Annotated in this window: 19 protein-coding genes; 12 read left to right on the forward strand and 7 right to left on the reverse strand. The window is 66.0% G+C overall.

Annotated features, from left to right (window positions below):
• Positions 1-55 precede the first annotated feature (55 nt).
• The 12 genes from dusB to AAFN89_RS01045 all read left to right on the forward strand — a co-directional run bounded on the left by dusB (position 56) and on the right by AAFN89_RS01045 (position 14,448).
• Positions 56-1,036, forward strand: coding sequence for a tRNA dihydrouridine synthase DusB (gene dusB, locus AAFN89_RS00990; RefSeq protein WP_347534977.1), 981 nt, complete (start codon positions 56-58; stop codon positions 1,034-1,036).
• On the forward strand, positions 1,036-2,166 hold the full coding sequence (locus AAFN89_RS00995) for an ATP-binding protein (protein ID WP_347534979.1): 1,131 nt from the start codon (positions 1,036-1,038) through the stop codon (positions 2,164-2,166). Before dusB ends, AAFN89_RS00995 begins: the two co-directional genes overlap by 1 nt.
• Positions 2,163-3,611 (forward strand): nitrogen regulation protein NR(I), encoded by a 1,449-nt coding sequence (ntrC, locus tag AAFN89_RS01000; RefSeq protein WP_347534981.1) that lies wholly within the window; start codon positions 2,163-2,165, stop codon positions 3,609-3,611. Before AAFN89_RS00995 ends, ntrC begins: the two co-directional genes overlap by 4 nt.
• Positions 3,612-3,671: 60 nt before the next feature.
• A complete protein-coding gene (locus tag AAFN89_RS01005; RefSeq protein ID WP_347534983.1) occupies positions 3,672-5,930 on the forward strand; it encodes a PAS domain-containing sensor histidine kinase in 2,259 nt (752 codons plus the stop codon).
• Between the two features lie 75 nt (positions 5,931-6,005).
• On the forward strand, positions 6,006-7,415 hold the full coding sequence (locus tag AAFN89_RS01010) for a sigma-54 dependent transcriptional regulator (RefSeq protein WP_347534985.1): 1,410 nt from the start codon (positions 6,006-6,008) through the stop codon (positions 7,413-7,415).
• A gap of 9 nt (positions 7,416-7,424) precedes the next feature.
• Positions 7,425-8,801: a Trk system potassium transporter TrkA gene (trkA, locus tag AAFN89_RS01015; RefSeq protein WP_347534987.1), complete on the forward strand. Its 1,377-nt coding sequence runs from the start codon at positions 7,425-7,427 to the stop codon at positions 8,799-8,801.
• 38 nt (positions 8,802-8,839) lie between these two features.
• Entirely contained in the window at positions 8,840-9,697 is an 858-nt protein-coding gene (locus AAFN89_RS01020) for a D-amino-acid transaminase (protein WP_347534989.1), read from the forward strand.
• Positions 9,698-9,852: 155 nt separating this feature from the next.
• Positions 9,853-10,095, forward strand: coding sequence for an RNA chaperone Hfq (gene hfq / locus AAFN89_RS01025; RefSeq protein WP_347534991.1), 243 nt, complete (start codon positions 9,853-9,855; stop codon positions 10,093-10,095).
• Positions 10,096-10,108: 13 nt separating this feature from the next.
• Positions 10,109-11,416, forward strand: coding sequence for a GTPase HflX (gene hflX, locus AAFN89_RS01030; RefSeq protein ID WP_347534993.1), 1,308 nt, complete (start codon positions 10,109-10,111; stop codon positions 11,414-11,416).
• Between the two features lie 92 nt (positions 11,417-11,508).
• Entirely contained in the window at positions 11,509-11,796 is a 288-nt protein-coding gene (locus tag AAFN89_RS01035) for a co-chaperone GroES (protein WP_347534995.1), read from the forward strand.
• Between the two features lie 67 nt (positions 11,797-11,863).
• Positions 11,864-13,513, forward strand: coding sequence for a chaperonin GroEL (gene groL, locus AAFN89_RS01040; protein WP_347534997.1), 1,650 nt, complete (start codon positions 11,864-11,866; stop codon positions 13,511-13,513).
• A 119-nt stretch (positions 13,514-13,632) separates the two neighbouring features.
• Complete coding sequence (locus tag AAFN89_RS01045; RefSeq protein WP_347534999.1) at positions 13,633-14,448, forward strand: inositol monophosphatase; 816 nt, start codon at positions 13,633-13,635, stop codon at positions 14,446-14,448.
• Between the two features lie 8 nt (positions 14,449-14,456).
• On the opposite strand, the gene mazG is transcribed toward AAFN89_RS01045, so the two are convergent.
• Genes mazG through AAFN89_RS01080 form a run of 7 tightly spaced genes read right to left on the reverse strand, consistent with a single transcriptional unit; the run spans position 14,457 to position 21,498 of the window.
• On the reverse strand, positions 14,457-15,287 hold the full coding sequence (mazG, locus tag AAFN89_RS01050) for a nucleoside triphosphate pyrophosphohydrolase (protein WP_347535001.1): 831 nt from the start codon (positions 15,285-15,287) through the stop codon (positions 14,457-14,459).
• A gap of 58 nt (positions 15,288-15,345) precedes the next feature.
• Positions 15,346-16,119, reverse strand: a complete 774-nt coding sequence (locus AAFN89_RS01055) for an MBL fold metallo-hydrolase (RefSeq protein WP_347535003.1) — start codon at positions 16,117-16,119, stop codon at positions 15,346-15,348.
• Positions 16,116-16,910 carry a TatD family hydrolase gene (locus AAFN89_RS01060; protein WP_347535005.1) on the reverse strand — a complete coding sequence of 265 codons (795 nt, stop codon included), beginning with the start codon at positions 16,908-16,910 and terminating at the stop codon, positions 16,116-16,118. Before AAFN89_RS01060 ends, AAFN89_RS01055 begins: the two co-directional genes overlap by 4 nt.
• Complete coding sequence (metG, locus tag AAFN89_RS01065) at positions 16,910-18,481, reverse strand: methionine--tRNA ligase (RefSeq protein ID WP_347535006.1); 1,572 nt, start codon at positions 18,479-18,481, stop codon at positions 16,910-16,912. The genes AAFN89_RS01060 and metG overlap by 1 nt, the downstream gene beginning before the upstream one ends.
• Before the next feature lie 49 nt (positions 18,482-18,530).
• Positions 18,531-19,646 carry a DNA polymerase III subunit delta' gene (locus AAFN89_RS01070; RefSeq protein WP_347535008.1) on the reverse strand — a complete coding sequence of 372 codons (1,116 nt, stop codon included), beginning with the start codon at positions 19,644-19,646 and terminating at the stop codon, positions 18,531-18,533.
• Positions 19,643-20,278, reverse strand: coding sequence for a dTMP kinase (gene tmk / locus AAFN89_RS01075; RefSeq protein WP_347535010.1), 636 nt, complete (start codon positions 20,276-20,278; stop codon positions 19,643-19,645). The genes AAFN89_RS01070 and tmk overlap by 4 nt, the downstream gene beginning before the upstream one ends.
• Positions 20,279-20,286: 8 nt before the next feature.
• Positions 20,287-21,498: a D-alanyl-D-alanine carboxypeptidase family protein gene (locus AAFN89_RS01080; protein WP_347535012.1), complete on the reverse strand. Its 1,212-nt coding sequence runs from the start codon at positions 21,496-21,498 to the stop codon at positions 20,287-20,289.
• Between the last annotated feature and the right edge of the window lie 87 nt (positions 21,499-21,585).

The raw sequence follows: 21,585 nt of genomic DNA on the forward strand, positions 1-21,585 counted from the left end.
CGGCGGCGCTGGTAGTTTGCATAAATCTTTTGCATGAACTGGTGATGCCTAAATTATGGGCGTTTCAATCGGTCCGGTCCTCCTGGACACTCCCGTCATCCTGGCGCCCATGTCGGGCGTCACGGACCAGCCGTTCCGGCGGCTGGTGAAGAAGCTCGGCGCCGGGCTCGTGGTCTCGGAGATGATCGCGAGTTCCGAAATGGTGCGCGCCGCCCGCCAGTCGCTTCGCACCTCCACGGATTGCGCGGAGGAATATCCGATGGCGGTCCAGCTTGCCGGCCACGATCCGGAGGTGATGGCCGAAGCGGCGCGGCTGAACGTGGACCGGGGGGCGGCCATCATCGACATCAATTTCGGCTGCCCGGTCAAGAAGGTCGTGAACAAGCTGGCCGGCTCCGCGCTGATGCGGGAGGAGGGGCTGGCGGCCCGCATCATGGAGGCGGTCGTGAAGGCCGTTCCCATCCCGGTGACGCTGAAGACGCGACTGGGCTGGGACGATTCCAACCGTAATGCCCCCCGTCTCGCCCGCATCGCGGAGGAGTCGGGGATCAGGATGATCACCATCCACGGCCGCACCCGCTGCCAGCTCTATAACGGCACGGCCGACTGGCAGGCCATCCAGGAAGTGAAACAAGCGATTACGGTGCCGCTCATCGTCAATGGCGACATTGGCGATTTCGACGATATCGACCGCGCTCTGGATCATAGCGGCGCCGATGGCGTGATGATCGGCCGCGGCGCGCAGGGCCGCCCCTGGTTCATCGCCCAGGCAATGGAATATCTGCGCACCGGCCGCCGCATCCCCGATCCGGCTCTCGCCGATCAGCAAGGCATCGTTTTGGAGCATTACGAGGCGCTGCTGGAGCATTACGGGGTGGAGAAGGGAGGCAGGGTCGCCCGCAAGCATCTGGCCTGGTACGCGAAGGGCCTGCCAGGCGCGGCCGCCTTCCGCGAAGGCGTCAACCGCACCTACGATCCGGAGGTCGTGCGCGACCTTGTCCGCCGCTGCTACGAACCGGCGATCGAGGCCTGCTGATGGATTTGGCGACGCTCCCCGCCGTCGACGGCGTCCAGATCCTCCATGGCCTGCCGGAACCCGTGATCGTGGTCGATCGCAACTGCCTGATCCGCTTCGTCAATTTCGAGGCGCAGCGGTTCCTCGACGCCGGCGAAAGCGCGCTGGTCGGCCAGCGGCTGGATGAGCTGCTGCCGGCCGACAGCCCGATCTTCCTGCTGATCGCCCAGGTGCTGTCCCAGGGTCGCACCGTTTCGGAATATGGCGTGATCCTGGAGACGCCGCGCATCGGCCGGCATACCGTCACCATCACCGCTGGCCCGATGGGCGACCGGACCGACCATGCGGTGGTCACGCTGCATGAGGTGTCGATCGCCCGGCTGATCGACAAGCAGCTCAACCACCGCAACGCTGCGCGATCGGTGACAGCGATGGCGGCGATGCTGGCTCATGAGGTGAAGAACCCGCTTTCCGGCATCAGGGGGGCGGCGCAGCTTCTGGAGGAGAACGCCTCCGACCCGGACCGGGAACTGACGCGGCTGATTTGCGACGAGGCCGATCGCATCGTTGCGCTGGTCAATCGGATGGAGGTCTTCTCCGACCAGCGCCCGATCGAGCGGGAGGCCGTCAACATCCATGCGGTGCTGGAGCGGGTGCGGAAGGTCTCCCAGACCGGCTTCGCCCGGCGCGTCCGGTTCGTTGAGCGCTACGACCCGTCGCTGCCGCCCGTCCATGGCAATCACGACCAGCTCGTCCAGGTGTTCCTCAACCTGGTGAAGAATGCGGCGGAGGCCGCGCCGGCGGACAATCCGGAGATCGTGCTCACGACCGCCTATCAGCGCGGCGTCTCCATCGCCATTCCCGGCACCAACGGCCGCATGAACCTGCCGCTGGCGGTGACGATCCAGGACAATGGCGAGGGCATTCCGGAGGACCTCCACCAGCATCTTTTCGACCCCTTCGTCTCGACCAAGGCCAACGGGTCGGGGCTGGGGCTGGCGCTGGTGGCGAAGATCGTCGGTGACCATGGCGGCGTGGTCGATTTCGACAGCCGCCCCCGGCGGACGGTCTTCAGGGTCTCCCTGCCCATAGCCGTCGACGCCGGAAACCTTGTCCAGCGAACTCCCCCCGTAGAGGAACTGGCCTCATGACGACAGCGACCATCCTCGTGGCCGACGACGACCGGGCGATCCGCACGGTCCTGACCCAGGCGCTGGTGCGCCTCGGCCATGATGTCCGGACCACGGGCAACGCCGCCACGCTCTGGCGATGGGTGGAGGACGGGGAGGGCGATCTCGTCATCACCGATGTTGTGATGCCCGACGAGAACGGGCTCGACCTCATCCCGCGCATCAAGCGGATCAGGCCCGATCTCCGCGTCGTCGTGATGAGCGCGCAGAACACCCTGCTGACCGCCGTCAAGGCGACGGAGCGGGGGGCGTTCGAATACCTCCCCAAGCCCTTCGACCTGAAGGAGCTGGTGCATGTCGTCGAACGGGCGATCACGACGCGCAACGCCGCGCCGGCCCCGGCCGCCGTCGATGGCGGGGAGGCCGAAGGCGACCTGCCGCTGATCGGTCGATCGGCGGCGATGCAGGACATCTACCGGATCATGGCCCGGCTGATGGCGACGGACCTGACGGTCATGATCGCCGGCGAAAGCGGAACCGGGAAAGAGCTGGTCGCCCGCGCGCTGCATGATTACGGCAAGCGGCGCAGCGGCCCCTTCGTCGCCATCAACATGGCCGCCATCCCGCGCGAACTGATCGAAAGCGAGCTGTTCGGCCATGAGAAGGGGGCCTTCACCGGGGCCACGGCCCGTTCCTCCGGCCGGTTCGAGCAGGCGCAGGGCGGCACGCTTTTCCTGGATGAGATCGGTGACATGCCGATGGAGGCCCAGACCAGGCTCCTCCGCGTGCTCCAGGAGGGGGAATACACCACAGTCGGCGGCCGGGCCTCGATCAAGGCCGATGTCCGCATCGTCGCCGCGACCCACCGGGACCTCCGCCAGGCCATCCGCCAGGGCCTGTTCCGGGAGGATCTGTTCTACCGGCTGAACGTCGTCCCGATCCGCCTGCCGCCGCTTCGCGAGCGGACGGAGGACATTCCCGCCTTGACCCGCCATTTCCTCGCCATGGCGGCGCAGGAAGGGCTGCCGCTCAAGACCGTGGACGCGGCCGGGATGGACCATCTGAAGTCCTACCGCTGGCCCGGCAATGTCCGTGAACTGGAGAACCTCGTCCGCCGACTGGCCGCGCTCTACAGCCAGGAGGTGATCGGGTCGGAGGTCATCGCGCAGGAATTGGCCGACGCCAGCCCGGCCGCCCGCCCTGCCGCGGAGGAGCAAGGGGAGGGGTTGAGCGGGGCCGTGGAGCGGCATCTGCGGGACTATTTCCTCGCCCACAAGGACGGGCTGCCGGCCGCCGGCCTGCACGACCGCGTGCTGCAGGAGGTCGAACGCCCGCTGATAACCCTCAGCCTCGCCGCCACGCGCGGCAACCAGATCAAGGCGGCCCACCTGCTGGGGCTCAACCGGAACACCCTGCGGAAGAAAATCCGCGAGTTAGACATACAGGTGATCCGGGGGCTAAAATAGCCACCCGAGGGGCCGCTGGCCCGCGTTGGCTTGGCCGGGGAAGGCCTGGACACTGAAGGCATGACCGCTCACACCGCTGAATCGTCGCCGTCGCTGATGCGTCAGGTGGCCCGTTGGGCTGCGCGCGTCGGGTTGGCGAACAAGCTGTCGGTCGTCCTCACCATCGCGGCGGTCGCCGCGGGCGTCGCGACCTATGCGGCGCTGACCGAAACCCCGCCCTTCGGCCATGAGACCGACACGGTCTATCTGCTGCTCAATCTGGATCTCGTCATCCTGCTGCTGCTGGGCGCGCTGATCGCGCGGCGGGTCGTGGGAATCTGGGTGGAGCGCCGTCGCGGCCGGGCGGGCGCGCGCCTCCATATCCGTCTGGTCGCCCTGTTCAGCATCGTGGCCGTCGCGCCCTCGATCCTGGTCGCCGTCTTCTCCGCGCTCTTCTTCTATTTCGGCGTCCAGTCCTGGTTTTCCGAACGCGTGTCGACGGCGGTCAATGAGAGCCTGTCGGTCGCCGAAGCCTATCTGGAGGAACATCAGAAGACGCTGCGCGCCGACGCGCTGTCGATGGCCAACGACCTCAACCGGGAAGCGCCGCGCCTGCTCAGCGACCCGGAATATTTCGACCAGTTCGTCTCCACCCAGGCGCTGCTGCGGGGGCTGACGGAGGCGCTGGTCTTCGATTCCAGCGGCCGCACCCTGGCGCAGTCGAACCTGACCTTCTCCCTCCAGTTCGAACCGATCTCCGACGAGCTGCTGGACCGCGCGCGGCAGGGGGAGGTGGTGCTGCTGACCACCGACAATGACGACCGGGTCCGCGCCCTGCTCAGGCTCGACCGCTATGTCGACACCTTCCTTCTGGTCGGACGGCTGGTCGAGGCGCAGGTCATTGGCCATATGGAGCGCGCCCAGGGGGCCGTGTCGGAATATCAGGAGTTGGAATCGCGCCGCGGCACGCTCCAGATCACTTTCACGCTGATCTATGTCGTGGTGGCGCTGCTGCTGCTGATGGTTGCGGTCTGGTTCGGCATGGTTTTCGCCGATACGCTGGTCACGCCGATCAGTGCCCTGATCTCCGCGGCCGAACGGGTGAGGGCGGGCGACCTGACGGCGCGCGTCGCCAACTCCTCCGCCGGGGATGAACTTGGCACGCTCAGCCGCGCCTTCAACCGGATGACCAGCCAGCTCGAAGGTCAGCGCCGCGACCTGATCGAAGCCAACCGCCAACTCGACCTCCGCCGGCGGTTCACGGAAACCGTCCTTTCCGGCGTTTCGGCAGGCGTGCTGGGGCTAGACGAGGCCGGGCGGATCAACCTGCCGAACAAATCCGCGACCGAACTGCTGGGCAAGGATCTCGACCAGCTGGTCGGCCAGCGACTTGTCGACGCGGTGCCGGAGATGGAGGATCTGATGATTGCGATCCGCCGCCGTCCCGGCCGGCTGGTCGAATCCCAGGTGGAAATCCAGACGGGCGGGGAACGGCGGACGCTGCTGGTGCGGATCGCGGCGGAGCGGCTTGACGGGAAAGTGCGCGGCTATGTCGTGACGTTCGACGACATCTCCGAACTTCTGTCGGCGCAGCGGAAGGCCGCCTGGGCCGATGTGGCGCGCCGCATCGCCCATGAGATCAAGAATCCGCTGACCCCGATCCAGCTTTCCGCGGAACGGTTGAAGCGCAAATATTTCAAGGAGATCCAGACCGACCCCGACATCTTCGCCTCCTGCACCGATACGATCGTCCGGCAGGTCGGGGATATCGGCCGGATGGTCGACGAATTCTCCGCCTTCGCGCGCATGCCGACGCCCAAGATGAACATGGCGGACCTGGTCGATCTTTGCCGGCAGGCGATGTATCTGCAGAAGAATGCGCGCTCCGACGTGGAATTCTCCCTTTCCGCGCCCGACGGCAAGGTGCCGGTGATCTGTGACGCAAGGCAGGTATCCCAGGCGCTGACCAACCTGCTCCAGAACGCGCTGGATGCGATAGAGGGCAGGGAAGGGCAGGGGCTGGAGCCGGGTCGCGTCGCGATCACCGTCGCAGACGAGCGGGACAGCGCGGTCGTCATGGTGGAGGATAACGGCAAGGGCCTGCCGCGCGAGGATCGCCACCGGCTGACCGAACCTTATGTCACGACGCGGACCAAGGGCACCGGCCTGGGGCTTGCCATCGTCAAGAAGATCATGGAAGACCATGGCAGCCGGCTGGTGCTGGAAGACCGGGCCGGCGGCGGCGCCAGGGTGCGCCTGATATTCCCCAGAAAGGACATCGGGGGAAACGCGCAGGTTGCGGACGAGGCTGTTTTGAACCCATCATCGGCGGCCCAATGACCCGCCCCGCATCGCCGTCCGCGCATCTGTTACTTCGACGACGCCTTCAACGACGCCCTAACGACGACTGATCCCATGCCGCACGATATTCTGATCGTCGACGACGAAGCCGATATCCGGCTGTTGATCGGCGGCATCCTGGACGATGAAGGCTACCGGACCCGCGAGGCGGCGAACGCCGACGATGCGCTCCAGGAGCTGCGCGTCCGCCAGCCCAGCCTGCTGATCCTCGACGTCTGGCTCCAGGGCAGCCGGTTGGACGGGCTGGAACTGCTGAACGAGGTGAAGCGGGATTTCCCCGACCTGCCTGTCGTGCTGATCAGCGGCCACGGCAACATCGAGATGGCGGTCACCGCCATCAAATACGGCGCCTACGATTTCATCGAGAAGCCGTTCAAGTCCGATCGCCTGCTGCTGATGGTCGATCGCGCGATTGAAGCCGCGCGCCTGCGCCGGGAGAATGCGGAACTCAAGCTCCGCGCCGGCCGTGACGAAGAGATGATCGGCCAGTCGGCGGCGATGGGCCAGCTTCGCCAGCAGGTGGAGCGGGTGGCTCCGACCGGCAGCCGCGTGCTGATCTCCGGCCCGCCCGGCAGCGGCAAGGAGGTCGTCGCCCGGCTGCTCCACCGGCTGTCCCGGCGCTCCGGCGGGCCGTTCGTCGCGCTCAACTGCGCGGCGATGAATCCCGACCGGCTGGAGGAGGAGCTGTTCGGGATCGAGAGGGCGGAGGAAGCCGCGCTCGGCCCCCGGAAGGTCGGGACGTTGGAACTGGCCCATGGCGGCACCCTGCTGCTGGACGAGGTCTCCGACATGCCGCTGGCGACCCAGGGCAAGATCGTCCGCGTCCTCCAGGACCAGACCTTCATGCGGGTCGGCGGCGCGGCCCATGTCGAGGTCGATGTGCGCATCATCGCCTCGTCCAACCGCGATTTGCCGGAGGCGCTGAAGGCGGGCCTCTTCCGGGAGGACCTCTACTACCGGCTGAACGTGGTGCCGATCCGCATGCCCTCGCTGGCCGAACGGCGGGAGGATATCCCGCTGCTCGCCCGCTACTTCCTTCAGCGGTCGGCGGAGGTCCAGGGCCTGCCGTCCCGCATCCTGGGGGAGGACGCGATGGCCGCCCTCCAGGCCTATGGCTGGCCGGGCAATGTCAGGCAATTGCGCAACGTGATCGACTGGCTGCTCATCATGGCGGCGGGAGAGACGGCGTCGCCCATCCGCGCCGATATGCTGCCGCCCGAGATCGGCGCGATCGCTCCCGCCGTCCTGAAATGGGACAAGGGCAGCGAGATCATGGGGTTGCCTCTCCGCGACGCGCGCGAGGTTTTTGAACGGGAGTACCTCCTGGCCCAGGTGACCCGGTTCGGCGGCAATATCAGCCGCACCGCCGAATTCGTCGGCATGGAGCGATCGGCGCTACACCGGAAGCTGAAGACCCTCGGCGTGCAGGGCCAGGAACGCGCCCAGCGGGTGGCGGGCGACTAGGAAGACACCATGAAGGTCATCGTCTGCGGGGCCGGCCAGGTCGGCTCCAACATCGCCCGCTACCTCGCCACCGACAACAATCATGTCACGGTGATCGACCAGGCTCCCGACCTGATCCAGAAGCTGTCGGATACGCTGGACGTCCAGGGGCTGGTCGGCCACGCCTCCAGCCCGGCGATCCTGGAACAGGCGGGCGCTCCCGACGCCGACCTGATCATCGCCGTGACCCAGTCCGACGAAGTCAACATGGTCGCCTGCCAGGTGGCGCACTCGCTGTTCAGCGTGCCCACCAAGATCGCGCGCATCCGCAACCAGACCTACCTGGACCCCATCTGGTCCGACCTGTTCAGCCGCGAGAACATGCCGATCGACGTCATCATCTCGCCGGAGATCGAGGTTGCGAAGGCGATCGGCCGTCGCCTCCAGGTGCCCGGCGCGTTCGACATGATCCCGCTGGCCGACGGGCTGGTTCGGGTCATCGGCGTCATCTGCGACGACGAATGCCCGATCGTGAACACGCCGCTCAGGCAGCTCACCGGCCTGTTCCCCGACCTGAACATCGAGATCCTGGCCATCGTCCGGGACGACCGGCCGATCATCCCCGACGCCAACGACCAGATGCTTCCGGGCGACGAGGTCTATTTCGTGGCTGAGACGTCCCATGTCGGCAGGGCCATGGCGGCCTTCGGCCATGAGGAGACGGCGGCGCGCCGCATCATCATCGTCGGCGGCGGCAATATCGGCTTCACGCTGGCCCAGGAGATCGAGCAGAAGCATCCCGGCGTCACCGCCCGGCTGATCGAAAGCGGCAAGGTCCGGGCCGAGGAGATCGCCCAGCAGCTCGACCGGACGGTGGTCCTGCTGGGCGACGGGCTGGACCCGGAGCTTCTGGAGGAGGCCAACGTCCGCGCCACGGAGACGGTGGTCGCCGTGACCAATGAAGACGAGGTGAACATTCTGGCCTCCCTGCTGGCCAAGCGCTATGGCTGCCAGCGGGCGATCACGCTGATCAACAAGACCTCCTACAACCCGTTGATTACCACGCTCGGTATCGACGCCGTCGTCAGCCCGCGGTCGATCACCGCCTCGACCATCCTCCAGCATATCAGGCGCGGGCGGATCAAGTCGGTCCACAGCCTGCGCGAGGGCTTCGCGGAGGTGATCGAGGCGGAGGCGCTGGAGACCTCCACCCTCATCAACACGCCGATCCGCAACATCAAGCTGCCATCCGACGTCATCATCGGCGCGCTGGTGCGCGACGGGAAGGTCATCATCGCCCGGCCGACCACGATCATCAAACCGCAGGACCGGGTCATCCTTCTCGCCGCCGCCGCGTCGGTGAAGAAGATCGAGAAGATGTTCGCCGTCCGCCTGGAATTCTTCTAACCATTCCCCCCGAAGCTCATCATCAGGATCAAGGAAAAATGGCGCGCTACGCTTACGTGAACGGCCGGTATGTCCCTCATGGCGAGGCCGCTGTCCATGTCGAGGATCGGGGCTTCCAGTTCGCCGACGGCGTCTATGAGGTCGTGACCGTGCAGGAAGGCCGCATGGTCGACGAGAAGGGGCACCTCGACCGCCTCCAGCGTTCGCTCGACGAGTTGAAGATGGACGCGCCCATGAGCCGGCGGGCGCTCGGCCTGGTGATGCGTGAGCTGGTCCGCCGCAACGGCGTCAGGAACGGCATCATCTATCTTCAGATCACGCGCGGAGTCTCTCCGCGCGACTTCAAGTTCCCGACTGATGTCGCGCCGACGCTGGTGATGACCACGCGTCACGTGGACCTTGATCCGAAGGCGATCGTGGAGAAGGGAGTCAGCGTCATCACGGTGCCGGAGATCCGCTGGAAGCGCCGCGACATCAAGTCGGTGTCGCTGCTGCCCCAGGTGCTGGGCAAGCAGATGGCGGCAGAGGCCGGCGCCTCCGAGGCATGGCAGGTAGAGGAGGACGGCAAGGTCACCGAAGGATGCTCCTCCAACGCCTGGATCGTCACCGCGGACAACGTGATCGTCACCCGGAAGGCCAGCAACTCGATCCTGAACGGCATCACGCGCCAGTCGATCCTGAAGCTGACCGGCGGGTCCGACGTGACGCTTGAGGAACGGACCTTCACCGTCGAGGAGGCCTATGCCGCCCGCGAGGCCTTCCTGTCGAGCGCGACCACCTACGTCATGCCGATCACCCGTATCGACGGCCGCGCGATCGGCGACGGCAAGCCGGGCCCGATCGCCCTGAAGCTCCGCAAGGCCTATCAGGATTATGCCGCCGGCGGCTCCACCTGACGACATCCGCGGCGGTCGATATCGCAGCGGGACGTTCTGAAGGTCACACCTTGGCGGTCGCCGGTTGCGTTACCATATCGGTGGCAAGCCGGCAGCGCAGCCGGCCAGGGCCCAAACGGGGCTCCAATAACACCGAACGAGCGGGGCAAAAAGCAATGTCCGAAAAAAGCCAGAACGTTCAAGACGTTTTCCTCAACTACTGCCGGAAGAACAAGACTCCCGTCACCGTCTTCCTGGTGAATGGTGTCAAGCTGCAGGGCATCATCACCTGGTTTGATAATTTTTCCGTTCTCCTCCGCCGCGACGCCCATAGCCAGTTGGTCTACAAGCACGCGATCTCCACCGTCATGCCGGCCCATCCGGTTCAGCTCTTCGAACCCCCGAAGGAAGAAGCCTGAGTGTCGACCCTGAATGCATAGCGACGATCTGAATCAATCCGCCTCGGCCGGGCGGGCGATCGTCGTCCACCCATCGCTCTGGGGCGACGACAAGCTGGAGAGGACGCCGGAATCGGCGCTGGATGAGGCGGTCGGCCTTGCAGCCGCCATCTCTCTGGACGTCGCGGAAGCCAGGGTCGTCAAGGTGAACAGGCCGCAGCCTGCGACCTTGTTCGGCGGCGGCGCGGTCGATGAACTGGCGGCGATGGTGGCGGCGCTCGACATCGATGTCGCCATCGTCGACGCTGCCCTGACGCCGGTTCAGCAGCGCAACCTTGAACGCGCCTGGAAGACCAAGGTGATCGACCGGACCGGCCTGATCCTTGAGATCTTCGGCGAGCGGGCGCGGACCCGGGAAGGCCAGCTTCAGGTCGAACTCGCCCATCTCAGCTACCAGCGATCCCGGCTCGTCCGCTCATGGACCCACCTGGAGCGGCAGCGCGGCGGCGCGGGTTTCCTGGGCGGTCCCGGCGAGAGCCAGATCGAGCTGGATCGCCGGCTGATCGATGACCGGATCGTCCGGCTGAAGAAGGATATCGAGGAAGTCCGGCGGACCCGGTCGCTTCATCGCGACGCCAGGGCGCGGGTGCCTTATCCCGTCATCGTGCTGGTCGGCTATACCAACGCCGGCAAGTCGACCCTGTTCAACCGGCTGACGCAATCCGACGTGTTCGCGAAGGACCTCCTGTTCGCGACGCTGGACCCGACGATGCGGCAGATCGATCTGGGGAAGGGCAGGCGGGCCATCCTGTCGGATACCGTCGGATTCATCTCCGACCTTCCAACCCATCTCGTCGCCGCCTTCCGGGCGACGCTGGAGGAGGTGGAATCCGCCGACATCATCCTTCATGTCCGCGATATCTCCCATCCCGACAGCGCCGCCCAGAGGTCCGACGTGCTGGCGACGCTCCAGGCGCTGGGCATCGATGCGGAGAAGGACGAGCGGGTGATTGAGGTCCTGAACAAAATCGACCTCATGCCGCCGACGGACCGGGAGATCGTCTTCTCCCAGGCAGCGCGCTGGGACCGGTCGGTGGCGATATCGGCCGTCGAAGGCATCGGAATCGATAGGCTCCTCGACGAGGTATCCGCCTTCCTCAACCGTGACCGCCGGACCCTGGACGTGGCCGTCGACCTTGCCGACGGCCGGACCATCGCCTGGCTTCACCAGCGGGGGGAAGTGGTCGACCGGCGGGACGACGAGCGATCGGCGCATATGAAAGTGCGTCTCGATCCGGCGGATGCCGAACGTTTCATGAGAGATCACAGTCCCGGCGCTTGACCCGCGCGCCGTCTCTTACTATGTGCTTGGCACTCTTCAAGGCAGAGTGCTGACACCTCTGTTTCCATCACACTGAGCTACCGGAGATATCCATGAAGTTCCGACCCTTGCACGACCGCGTCGTGGTCAAGCCGCTCGATCAGGAGGAGAAGACCGCGGGTGGCATCATCATCCCCGACACGGCGAAGGAGAAGCCGGTCCAGGGTGAGGTGATCGCGGCCGGCCCGGGCGGACGCGACGACAGCGGCAAGGTCACGCCGCTCGACGTCAAGGCCGGCGACAAGGTCCTCTACGGCAAGTGGTCCGGCACCGAGGTGAAGATCGACAACGTCGACTACCTCATCATGCGCGAGAGCGACCTGCTGGGCGTGATGGCCTAAGTCCCGAGGATCGCCCATTCGCGGCGGATCCTGAACGATTTCAATCAGTTCAAGTTAGGAAGTGAACATGGCAGCCAAGGAAGTTAAGTTTTCGTCTGAAGCGCGGTCGCGGATGCTGCGCGGCGTGGACATTCTGGCGGATGCGGTGAAGGTGACGCTGGGTCCGAAGGGCCGGACGGTGGTGCTGGACAAGTCGTTCGGCGCGCCGCGGATCACCAAGGACGGCGTCTCGGTGGCCAAGGAGATCGAGCTTTCCGACAAGTTCGAGAACATGGGCGCGCAGATGGTCCGCGAGGTCGCCTCGAAGACCAACGACCTGGCCGGCGACGGCACGACCACGGCGACGGTGCTGGCCCAGGCGATCGTCCGCGAGGGCGTGAAGTCGGTGGCCGCGGGCATGAACCCGATGGACCTGAAGCGCGGCATCGACCTGGCGGTCGAGGCGGTGGTGGCCGACCTCAAGAGCCGCAGCCGGAAGGTCGAGACCAACAACGAGATCGCCCAGGTCGGCACGATCTCGGCCAATGGCGACAAGACCATCGGCGACATGATCGCCCAGGCGATGGAGAAGGTCGGCAATGAGGGCGTGATCACGGTCGAGGAGGCCAAGAGCCTGGAGACCGAGCTCGAGGTCGTCGAGGGCATGCAGTTCGACCGCGGCTACCTCTCGCCCTATTTCGTGACCAATGCGGAGAAGATGGTCGCGGAGCTGGAGAACCCGTACATCCTCTACCATGAGAAGAAGCTGTCGAACCTGCAGGCGATGCTGCCGGTGCTCGAAGCGGTGGTGCAGTCGTCGCGGCCGCTCCTGATCGTGGCCGAGGATGTCGAGGGCGAGGCGCTGGCGACCCTGGTGGTCAACAAGCTGCGCGGCGGTCTGAAGGTGGCGGCGGTCAAGGCGCCGGGCTTCGGCGACCGGCGCAAGGCGATGCTCGAGGACATGGCGATCCTGACCGGCGGCCAGGTGATCTCCGAGGATCTCGGGATCAAGCTGGAGACGGTGACGCTCGACATGCTGGGCACGGCCAAGAAGGTGCAGATCACCAAGGAAGAGACGACGATCGTCGACGGCGCCGGGGCCAAGGCCGACATCGAGGGGCGGATCGGCCAGATCAAGGCGCAGATCGAGGAGACTTCCTCGGACTATGACCGGGAGAAGCTGCAGGAGCGTCTGGCCAAGCTGGCCGGCGGCGTGGCGGTGATCCGGGTCGGCGGCGCGACCGAGGTCGAGGTCAAGGAAAAGAAGGACATGGTCGACGACGCCATGCACGCCACCCGGGCGGCGGTCGAGGAAGGCATCGTCGCCGGCGGCGGCTCGGCCCTGCTCTACGCCATCAAGGCGCTGACCAAGGTCGATCCGGCCAATCCCGACCAGAAGGTCGGGGTGGAGATCATCCGCCGGGCGCTGCAGACCCCGGCCCGGCAGATCGCCAGCAACGCCGGCGTCGACGCCTCGATCGTGGTCGGCAAGCTGCTCGAGCAGGCCGACACCAACTTCGGCTACAACGCCCAGACCGGCGAGTATGGCGATCTGGTCAAGGAAGGCGTCATCGACCCGACCAAGGTCGTCCGCGCCTGCCTGCAGAACGCCGCCTCCGTCGCCGGGCTGCTCATCACCACCGAAGCCATGATCGCCGAAAAGCCGGAGAAGAAGGAGGCCGCGCCTCCGATGCCGGACATGGGCGGCATGGGTGGAATGGGCGGCATGGGCTTCTAACGAAGTCCGGATCGCTCGATCCAACGGAAAGGGGCGTCTTCGGGCGCCCCTTTTTCGTTGGCCTTATGCCGCGCCGGTTCCGATACTTCGGTGGATCGGCAATCACATGGCGGAAACTGATGGAACTCCCCGATATCGACAAGGTCACCGCGATCATGGAGCAGGTGGCGACCGAGGAGATGCTCCCCCGATTCCGCCGGCTGGGTCCCGACGATATCAGCCAGAAAACCGGACCGACCGACCTTGTGACGGTCGTCGACCATGCCTGCGAGCGGCGGCTGACGGCGGCGCTGAGCGATCTGCTTCCTGGCTCGGCCGTGGTCGGCGAGGAAGCGGCATCGGCGGATTCCGGGGTCATGAACAATCTGTCGGGCGACAGGCCGGTATGGGTCGTCGACCCGCTGGACGGCACTCGGAACTATGCCCGCGGCATCGACCGGTTCGCCTGCATCGTCGCGCTGGTCCGCGGCGGCGAAACCGTCGCCGGCTGGATCCACGATCCTGTCCGCGGTGTCACCGGCGTGGCGGAGAAGGGGGAGGGCGCCTTCATCGGCGGCCGCCGTCTCCGGGTGGCGGAATCGGCGCCGCTGGAGGAGATGACGGCGATCGCCACCGTCTGGCAGTTCGCCAAGTCCCTGCGCGGTTCCGTCGACCGGCTGCGGGCGCGGCTCTCGGCCATCTACAATGAAGGCTGCGCCGGCGTCGAATATCTCCAGCTCGCCGACGGCAAGGCGCATATCGGCATCGCCACGAAGCTGAAGCCCTGGGACCATGCGGCGGGCGTGCTGCTCCACCGGGAAGCCGGCGGGTTCAGCGGCATGATCGACGGCGGCGATTATGGCGCGCGGGTGAGGGAAGGGGTCCTGATCACCGCTCCCGACGCCGATAGCTGGGAGAAGATCCGCCTTCTCTGGACGGGGAAGGAGGCGGCCTGAGCCGAAGTCTATTTGCGCTCTTCGGCCTTCGCCTGCCGCCAGAGAGCCTCCATGTGGTCCAGCGATACGTCGGAGGGTTCCTGGCCTTCCTCTGAAAGAAGCGCCTCTATCCTCCTGAAACGCCTTTCGAATTTTGCGTTGGCCCGCCTCAACGCGCCTTCGGGATCGACATCGAGATGCCGCGCCAGGTTCGTCACCGCGAACAGGAGGTCGCCCAACTCATCCTCCCGCCGGTCGGCCTGGCGGGACGCATCCTCTTCCTCCAGCACCGCGCGAAGCTCCGCGATCTCCTCGTCGATCTTGTCCAGAATCGGCGGCGCCTCGGACCAGTCGAAGCCGACGCGCGCCGCCCGCTTCTGGAGCTTCAGCGCGCGCGTCAGGGCGGGCAGGGCGAGGATGATTCCGTCCAGCGCGCTGGCCTGCTGTCCAACGGCCTTCCGCCGCCGTTCCTCCGCCTTCTGATCTTCCCATAAGCGGTTCATCTGGCTGGAGGTTTCGACGTTCATCTCACCGAACACATGAGGGTGTCGCCGGACCATCTTGTCGCTGACGCCTTGCGCGATCGCATCGAAATCGAATGCACCATCCTCTCTGGCCATCTGGGCGTAGAAGACGACCTGGAACAGCAGGTCGCCCAGTTCGTCCTTCAACTCCGCCATATCCCGCCGCCCGATCGCGTCGGCGACCTCGTAGGCTTCCTCGATCGTATGGGGTGCGATCGTCTCGAAGCTCTGCTCAAGATCCCACGGACAGCCGCTCTCGGGATCGCGCAGCTTCGCCATGATCTCCAGAAGCCGGGTTATGCCGTCCGGCGATGCGGCAGGGCGGTCATTCTGCATCGTCTGCCTCTATGTCCGATTGTCGGATAATGTATATTATGGAAAATAAATTAAGCTCTTAGTCCGGAATCTCGATCACCAGCCCGTCATGGGCCGGCGTCACGCCCCGCGGCAGTCGGCGGGAAAGCTGGTCATAGTCCAGCGTGTGGTTCATGTGCGTCAGATAGGCTTCCCTCGGCCGCACGCGCTCGATCCAGGACAGCGTCAGGTCAATATGGGCGTGCGAGGCGTGCGGCTTCTCGCGCACAGCGTCGACGATCCAGACATCGACGCCGTCCAGCACGGCGAAGGCCGTCTCGTCGAGACGCACCACGTCGGTCGAATAGGCAAAACTGCCGCAGCGAAGCCCAAGACTCGGCCCGTAGCCATGATCCTGCGTGAACGGCGTGATTTCCAGATCGCCGACCGTGATCGGCCCCTCGACCGGTCGCGGCTCCAGATATGGCCGGTAGAGCCCGCGATCCATCGTCACCGTGGTGAAGGCGTAGCCGAACCGCGCCTCCAGCGCGCCCAACGTTGCCCTGTCGCCATAGGCCGGGATCGGGCCGCCGCCGCCGAACAGCAACGGCCGGAGGTCGTCCAGCCCGTGGGTATGGTCGGCATGGTCGTGGGTGTAGATGATCGCGTCCAGCTTCCGCACCGACGCGTCCAGAAGCTGGCATCTGAGATCCGGGCCTGTGTCGACCAGGACGCTGGTCGTTTCCGATTCCAGGAGGATCGACGGCCGCCGCCGGCGGTTCCGTGGATTGGCGGGATCACAATCGCCCCAATTACCGCCGACCAGCGGCACGCCGGCCGATCCGCCGCAGCCAAGGACGGTCACCCGGATCATGCGGACGCCGGCACTTTCTTGAACAGATTCAGGAAGTTTTCCGTCGTTGCTGTCCTGATTTCCTCAAAGCTGACGCCCTTCACCTCCGCCAGCCGCTCGGCGGTATGGGCGACATATGCCGGCTCGTTGCGCTTGCCCCGCCTGGGCACCGGCGCCAGATAGGGCGCGTCGGTCTCCACCAGCAGCCGGTCCATCGGCACGTCGCGCACGATCTCCCTGATATCCTCCGACCGGTTGAAGGTCAGGATGCCGGACAGCGAGATATAGAACCCGAATTCCAGCGCCTTTTCAGCCAGTTCACGCCCCGTGCTGAAGCAATGGATGACGCCGGTCAGAGGCTTCTCGCCGCCCTGCCCGGCCCCCTCCTCCGCCAGGATGCGGATCGTGTCCTCATCGGCCGACCGCGTATGGACGATGACCGGCAGCCCGGTCTCCCACGCCGCTCGGATATGCCGGCGGAAGCTCTCCTGCTGCGCCGGGCGCGGGCCGTAATCATAGTGATAGTCCAGCCCGGTCTCCCCGATGCCGACCAGCTTCCGGTGATCGTTCAGCGCCACCAGCGTTTCGACCGGAACGTCGCCCTCCTTCCCCGCCTCATGCGGATGGATGCCGGCGGCGCAGAAGACGCTGTCATAGCGTTCCGCGATCGCCAGCGACTTCTCCAGCCGCGACAGGGCGGTGCAGATCGTGACCATGCGCGTCACGCCCGCCGCCTCCGCCCGGGCGACGATATCGTCCAGATCGGATTCGAAATCCGGGAAATCCAGATGGCAATGGCTGTCGACCAGCATCAGGAAGCGGCCTCGTTCTCCGATTCCACGAAGCGCGGAAAGACGCCCTGGGGCGCCGGCAGAGCCGTTCCGGAAACCAGCGGGTGGTCAAGGTCGGCGAAGCTCCGCCGGTCTTCCGAAACGGAGAGCTGATCCAGCATCTTCGCCATCGCCTCCGGCATCACCGGCTGGGCCAGGATCGCCAACTTGCGCACCGTGTCCGCCAGCACGTAGAGGACGGTCGCCATGCGTTCCGGATCGGTCTTGCGCAGCGCCCAGGGCGCCTGCTCGTCGACATAGCGGTTGGCGTCGCCGATCACGGCCCAGATCGCCTCCAGCGCCCGATGGAAGGCCAGCGCATCCATGTGGCGGCGGACGACGGGCAGCAACCCGTCCGCCGCCGCGCGCAGCTTCTCGTCCTCGGAGGTGAGCGGCCCCTTGGCGGGAACCTCGCCGCCGCAATTCTTGGCGATCATCGACAGGACACGCTGGCACAGGTTGCCGAAATCGTTCGCCAGGTCGCCATTGATCCGGCCGACGATCGCCTCATGGCTGAAATAGCCGTCGCTGCCGAAAGGCACCTCCCGCAGGAAGAAATAGCGGATCGCGTCCAGCCCGTAGAGCGCCTTGAGGTCGTGCGGGGAGATGACGTTGCCCAGCGATTTGGACATCTTCTCGCCCCGGTTCAGCAGATGGCCGTGGGCGAACACCCGCCGGGGCGGCTCAAGGCCCGCCGACATCAGGAAGGCCGGCCAATAGACCGCGTGGAAGCGCAATATGTCCTTGCCGACGACATGGATGTCGGCCGGCCAGAACCGCTTGTAGAGGTCGGCGGAGGTGTCGGGATAGCCCAGCGCGGTGATGTAGTTGGTCAGCGCGTCCAGCCAGACATACATCACATGCTTCTCGTCGCCCGGCACCGGCACGCCCCAATCGAAGGTCGTGCGGCTGATCGACAGATCATGGAGCCCCTGGCGGACGAAGCTCAGCACCTCGTTGCGGCGGGAGTCCGGCTGGATGAAATCCGGATTCTCGTCATAGAATTTCAGCAGCCGGTCGCCCCAGGCCGACAGGCGGAAGAAATAGCTGGATTCCTCCACCCATTCGACCTCAGCGCCCGACGGTGCGATCTTCCGGCCGTCCTCGGTCGCGGTCAGTTCGCTCTGATCGTAGAACGCCTCGTCGCGGACGGAATACCAGCCGCTATAGGATCCCAGATAGATGTCGCCGTTCTTCTCGATCGCCTTCCAGATCGCTTGAGAGGCCTCGATATGGCGGGGTTCCGTGGTGCGGATGAAATCGTCGTTCGACGCGTTGATTGCGTCGGCCAAGGTGCGGAAGGTCTGGCTGACCTCGTCGGTGAAGCTCTGCGGGTCGGTGCCGGCCGCCTGGGCGGATTTCTGCACCTTCTGCCCGTGCTCGTCCGTGCCGGTCAGGAAGCGGACGTCATAGCCGTCCAGCCGTTTGAAGCGGGCGATCACGTCGCATGCCATCGTCGTATAGGCGTGCCCGATATGGGGCGCCGCGTTCACGTAATAGATCGGCGTGGTGACGTAGAATGCCTTCTTCGAGGCGTTGGACGGCGCCGCCATCGCGGTCTCTCCTGGCTTTAACGGATATCTTCGCGGGAGGCCGTCGGCTTCACGCCCGCGCCGCCGCCTCGAACGACAGGAAAATCTGGAGGACGACCTGCTTGCGATCGAGGTTGGCGCTGTCGGCCTTGGCGACAAGGTGACGGGTCTTTTCCCATACCTCCAGCCAGCGATCAAGGCCACGCTCGGCCCGGGCCAGCCGCAGCATCAGGTCGCGGTCGCCATCCGTCGCCCCCGCCGCCGGCTCCCCGGTCGCAAGTTGGCGGACCAGCCGCGACAGCCACCATTGGATAAGGTCCGTCAGCGTCCGATAGCTGCGCTCCGCCGCCGGCGACGCCACCTGGTCGCCCAGCTTCTGGATCTCCCGCGGGTCCAGCTTCGGCAGGTCGGCCAGAAGGCCAGAAAGCCGCCGATAGAGATCGAGCCCGCCTTCCTCCGCCAGGGCCAGCGCGTTGCCCAAACTGCCGCCGGCGAGCGCGGTCAGCGTACGGCGATCCTCCGCTCCCATGTCGGGGAATCGCCCTGCCAGATACCCGTCCACCTCGCCATCGGCCAGCGGCGACAGGGTCAGCCGCCGGCATCGCGACCGGATCGTCGGCAGGAGACCGCCCGGATTGTTGCTGACCAGCAGGATCAGCGCCCGTGCCGGCGGTTCCTCCAGCAGCTTCAGGATGGCGTTGGCGGCGCTGCGGTTCATCCGCTCCGCTTCGTCGATCACCACGACGCGCCAGCCGCCCTCGGCCGAGGTGAGTTGAAGGAAGGGCGCGATCTTCCGCACCTCGTCGACCGGCAAATCGCCCACGCGGCGGCGACGGTCTGCCTCGTCTTTCTCCATCTCGCTCTTGTGCCAGGGCCGCTCCACCGTCAGCAGGTCCAGATGGCCGCCGGCGCGAACGCGCTGGAAGGTCGGGTGGCCGGGATCGAGGTAAAGGTCCGTCGGCTGGTCCCCGAACAGGCCGCCGCCGCCATCGCCATCCTGTCGCGACAGCAGGAAGCGCGCGAATCGGAAGGCCAGCGTCGCCTTGCCGATGCCCGCCGGTCCGCCGATCAGCCAGGCATGGGGCAGCCGGCCGGAGAGCAGCGCCTCCAGCATCGTCCGTTCCGCCTCGGCATGGCCGATAAGGTCGGGATTGGCTCGGGGCGGCGGCGTCGGAATTTCCGTCATGGCGACAGGCGCTCCCGCACGGAATCCCAGATCCTGGCCGCGACCTCCTCCCGCGGGGCGGTGGAATCGATCACGACGCACCGTTCCGGCTCTTCCCGCGCGATGGTCAGGAAGCCCTCCCGCAGCCTTTCATGGAAGGCGCGGTCCATGCGCTCATAGCGGGTCTCGTCCCCTGTGCGTCCGCCGGCCCGGCGCAGCCCCTCCTCCACCGGAAGGTCCAGGATCAGCGTCAGGTCCGGCTTGAAGCCCTCGACCGCCAGCCTGTGCAATTCCTCGATCGTCACGCGGGGGACGCCATGGCCGAAGCCCTGATAGGCGACCGTGCTGTCGGAGAAGCGGTCGCAGACGACCCAGCTTCCCTCCTCCAGCGCCGGCCGGACGATTGCCCGGAGATGGTCCCGCCGCGCCGCCAGATGCAGCAGCGTTTCCGTCATCGAATCCCAGCGGGCGGGCGACCCTTCGACCAGCAGCCGGCGGATTTCCTCCGCCCCCGGCGCGCCGCCCGGCTCCCGCGTCCTGACGATCTTCCGTCCGACGGCGGTCAGCCTGTCGGCCAGGAGGCCGATCTGGGTGCTCTTTCCGGCGCCCTCTCCGCCTTCCAGCGTGATGAAGGCGCCCCTCTCCTCCGGCATATCCGTGGCTACTGCGCGATGGCGGCTTCGGAATCGGCTTCGGCTTCCCCCGAATCCTCGCCGGCGAACTGCCCCAGCACGATCGATTTGGCGCCGGTCCAGACACGGCCGAAGAAGCCCTGCCGCTCGACAGGCTCGCCGGCCAGAAGCGGGATCTCCCGCACGGTCTCCTCGCCGACGGCGATCTCCAGCGTGCCGATCGGCTGTCCTTCCTGGATCGGCGCGGCGATCGGCTCCTCGACCCGCGCCGTGACGCGAAGTTCCTCGCGGCTGGCGTGGCGGAGCGTGACCGCCACGTCATGCGCCGACACCATCGGCACCGTCGCCGGCGTGCCCATCCAGGTTTGCGCGGTTTCGATCGTCTCATCGGCCGCGAACAGCTCGAACGTGTCGAACTCCCGGAAGGCCCAATCCATCAGCCGGGCGGATTCCTCCACCCTGTCCGACATGGTGGGCAGGCCGTTCACCACCAGGATCAGCCGCCGCCCGTCGCGGACGGCCGAGGCGGTGAGGCCATATCCCGCGGCCTCCGTATGGCCGGTCTTCAACCCGTCCGCGCCCAGATCGCGATAGAGCAGCGGATTGCGGTTGCCCTGCCGGATGTCGTTGTAGGTGAACTCCAGCTCCGCGAAATAATGATAGTAGTCCGGGAAATCGGTGATCAGGTGCTGCGCCAGCAGCGCCAGGTCCCGCGCCGTGGAATAATGGTCCGGATGCGGCCAGCCGGTGGCGTTGACGAAGTTGGAGTTTAGGAGTCCCAACTCATGGGCCTTTTCCGTCATCCGGCGGGCGAACTCCTCCTCGCTGCCCGCCAGCCCCTCTGCCACCACGACCGACGCGTCGTTGCCGGACTGGACGACGATGCCGCGGATCAGATCCTCCACCCGGACCTGGGTCCCGACCTCCACGAACATCTTCGACCCGCCCATCCGCCAGGCCTTCTCGCTGACGGGCAGCGTGTCGTCCAGCGAGATGCGCCCATCGTCCAGCGCCTCGAACAGCATGTAGATCGTCATGATCTTGCTCATCGAGGAGGTCGGCATGCGCTGGTCGGCGTTCTTCTCCAGCAGGACCGTGCCGGTGGTCATGTCGACGATGATCGCCTCCTCGGCCAGCGTGTCGATCGCCGGTTGCTGCGCCATGGCCTGCCGGGGCAAGGGCAGGAGCGCCAGCGCGATCAGGAGGACGAGGGCTTTAAGGGTCGAGACGTGCGGTTTCATGACGTGAAGTCATCCCGGAAAACAGAAAAGAAACGGTTACGGGTCGTCGGAACCAAACTGAACGAATTCGATGACGGAAATGGGGCG

This window comes from Inquilinus sp. CAU 1745 (assembly GCF_039839375.1).
Taxonomy (GTDB): domain Bacteria; phylum Pseudomonadota; class Alphaproteobacteria; order DSM-16000; family Inquilinaceae; genus JBDOQU01.

Coding starts and splice junctions, on each gene's coding strand:
- trkA (WP_347534987.1), top strand. CDS start 7,425: ATGAAGGTCATCGTCTGCGGGGCCGGCCAGGTCGGCTCCAACATCGCC.
- AAFN89_RS01005 (WP_347534983.1), top strand. CDS start 3,672: ATGACCGCTCACACCGCTGAATCGTCGCCGTCGCTGATGCGTCAGGTG.
- AAFN89_RS01045 (WP_347534999.1), top strand. CDS start 13,633: ATGGAACTCCCCGATATCGACAAGGTCACCGCGATCATGGAGCAGGTG.
- AAFN89_RS01080 (WP_347535012.1), bottom strand. CDS start 21,498: ATGAAACCGCACGTCTCGACCCTTAAAGCCCTCGTCCTCCTGATCGCG.
- mazG (WP_347535001.1), bottom strand. CDS start 15,287: ATGCAGAATGACCGCCCTGCCGCATCGCCGGACGGCATAACCCGGCTT.
- AAFN89_RS01055 (WP_347535003.1), bottom strand. CDS start 16,119: ATGATCCGGGTGACCGTCCTTGGCTGCGGCGGATCGGCCGGCGTGCCG.
- tmk (WP_347535010.1), bottom strand. CDS start 20,278: ATGCCGGAGGAGAGGGGCGCCTTCATCACGCTGGAAGGCGGAGAGGGC.
- dusB (WP_347534977.1), top strand. CDS start 56: ATGGGCGTTTCAATCGGTCCGGTCCTCCTGGACACTCCCGTCATCCTG.
- AAFN89_RS01060 (WP_347535005.1), bottom strand. CDS start 16,910: ATGCTGGTCGACAGCCATTGCCATCTGGATTTCCCGGATTTCGAATCC.
- AAFN89_RS01010 (WP_347534985.1), top strand. CDS start 6,006: ATGCCGCACGATATTCTGATCGTCGACGACGAAGCCGATATCCGGCTG.
- AAFN89_RS00995 (WP_347534979.1), top strand. CDS start 1,036: ATGGATTTGGCGACGCTCCCCGCCGTCGACGGCGTCCAGATCCTCCAT.
- ntrC (WP_347534981.1), top strand. CDS start 2,163: ATGACGACAGCGACCATCCTCGTGGCCGACGACGACCGGGCGATCCGC.
- hflX (WP_347534993.1), top strand. CDS start 10,109: ATGCATAGCGACGATCTGAATCAATCCGCCTCGGCCGGGCGGGCGATC.
- AAFN89_RS01020 (WP_347534989.1), top strand. CDS start 8,840: ATGGCGCGCTACGCTTACGTGAACGGCCGGTATGTCCCTCATGGCGAG.
- AAFN89_RS01070 (WP_347535008.1), bottom strand. CDS start 19,646: ATGACGGAAATTCCGACGCCGCCGCCCCGAGCCAATCCCGACCTTATC.
- hfq (WP_347534991.1), top strand. CDS start 9,853: ATGTCCGAAAAAAGCCAGAACGTTCAAGACGTTTTCCTCAACTACTGC.
- metG (WP_347535006.1), bottom strand. CDS start 18,481: ATGGCGGCGCCGTCCAACGCCTCGAAGAAGGCATTCTACGTCACCACG.
- AAFN89_RS01035 (WP_347534995.1), top strand. CDS start 11,509: ATGAAGTTCCGACCCTTGCACGACCGCGTCGTGGTCAAGCCGCTCGAT.
- groL (WP_347534997.1), top strand. CDS start 11,864: ATGGCAGCCAAGGAAGTTAAGTTTTCGTCTGAAGCGCGGTCGCGGATG.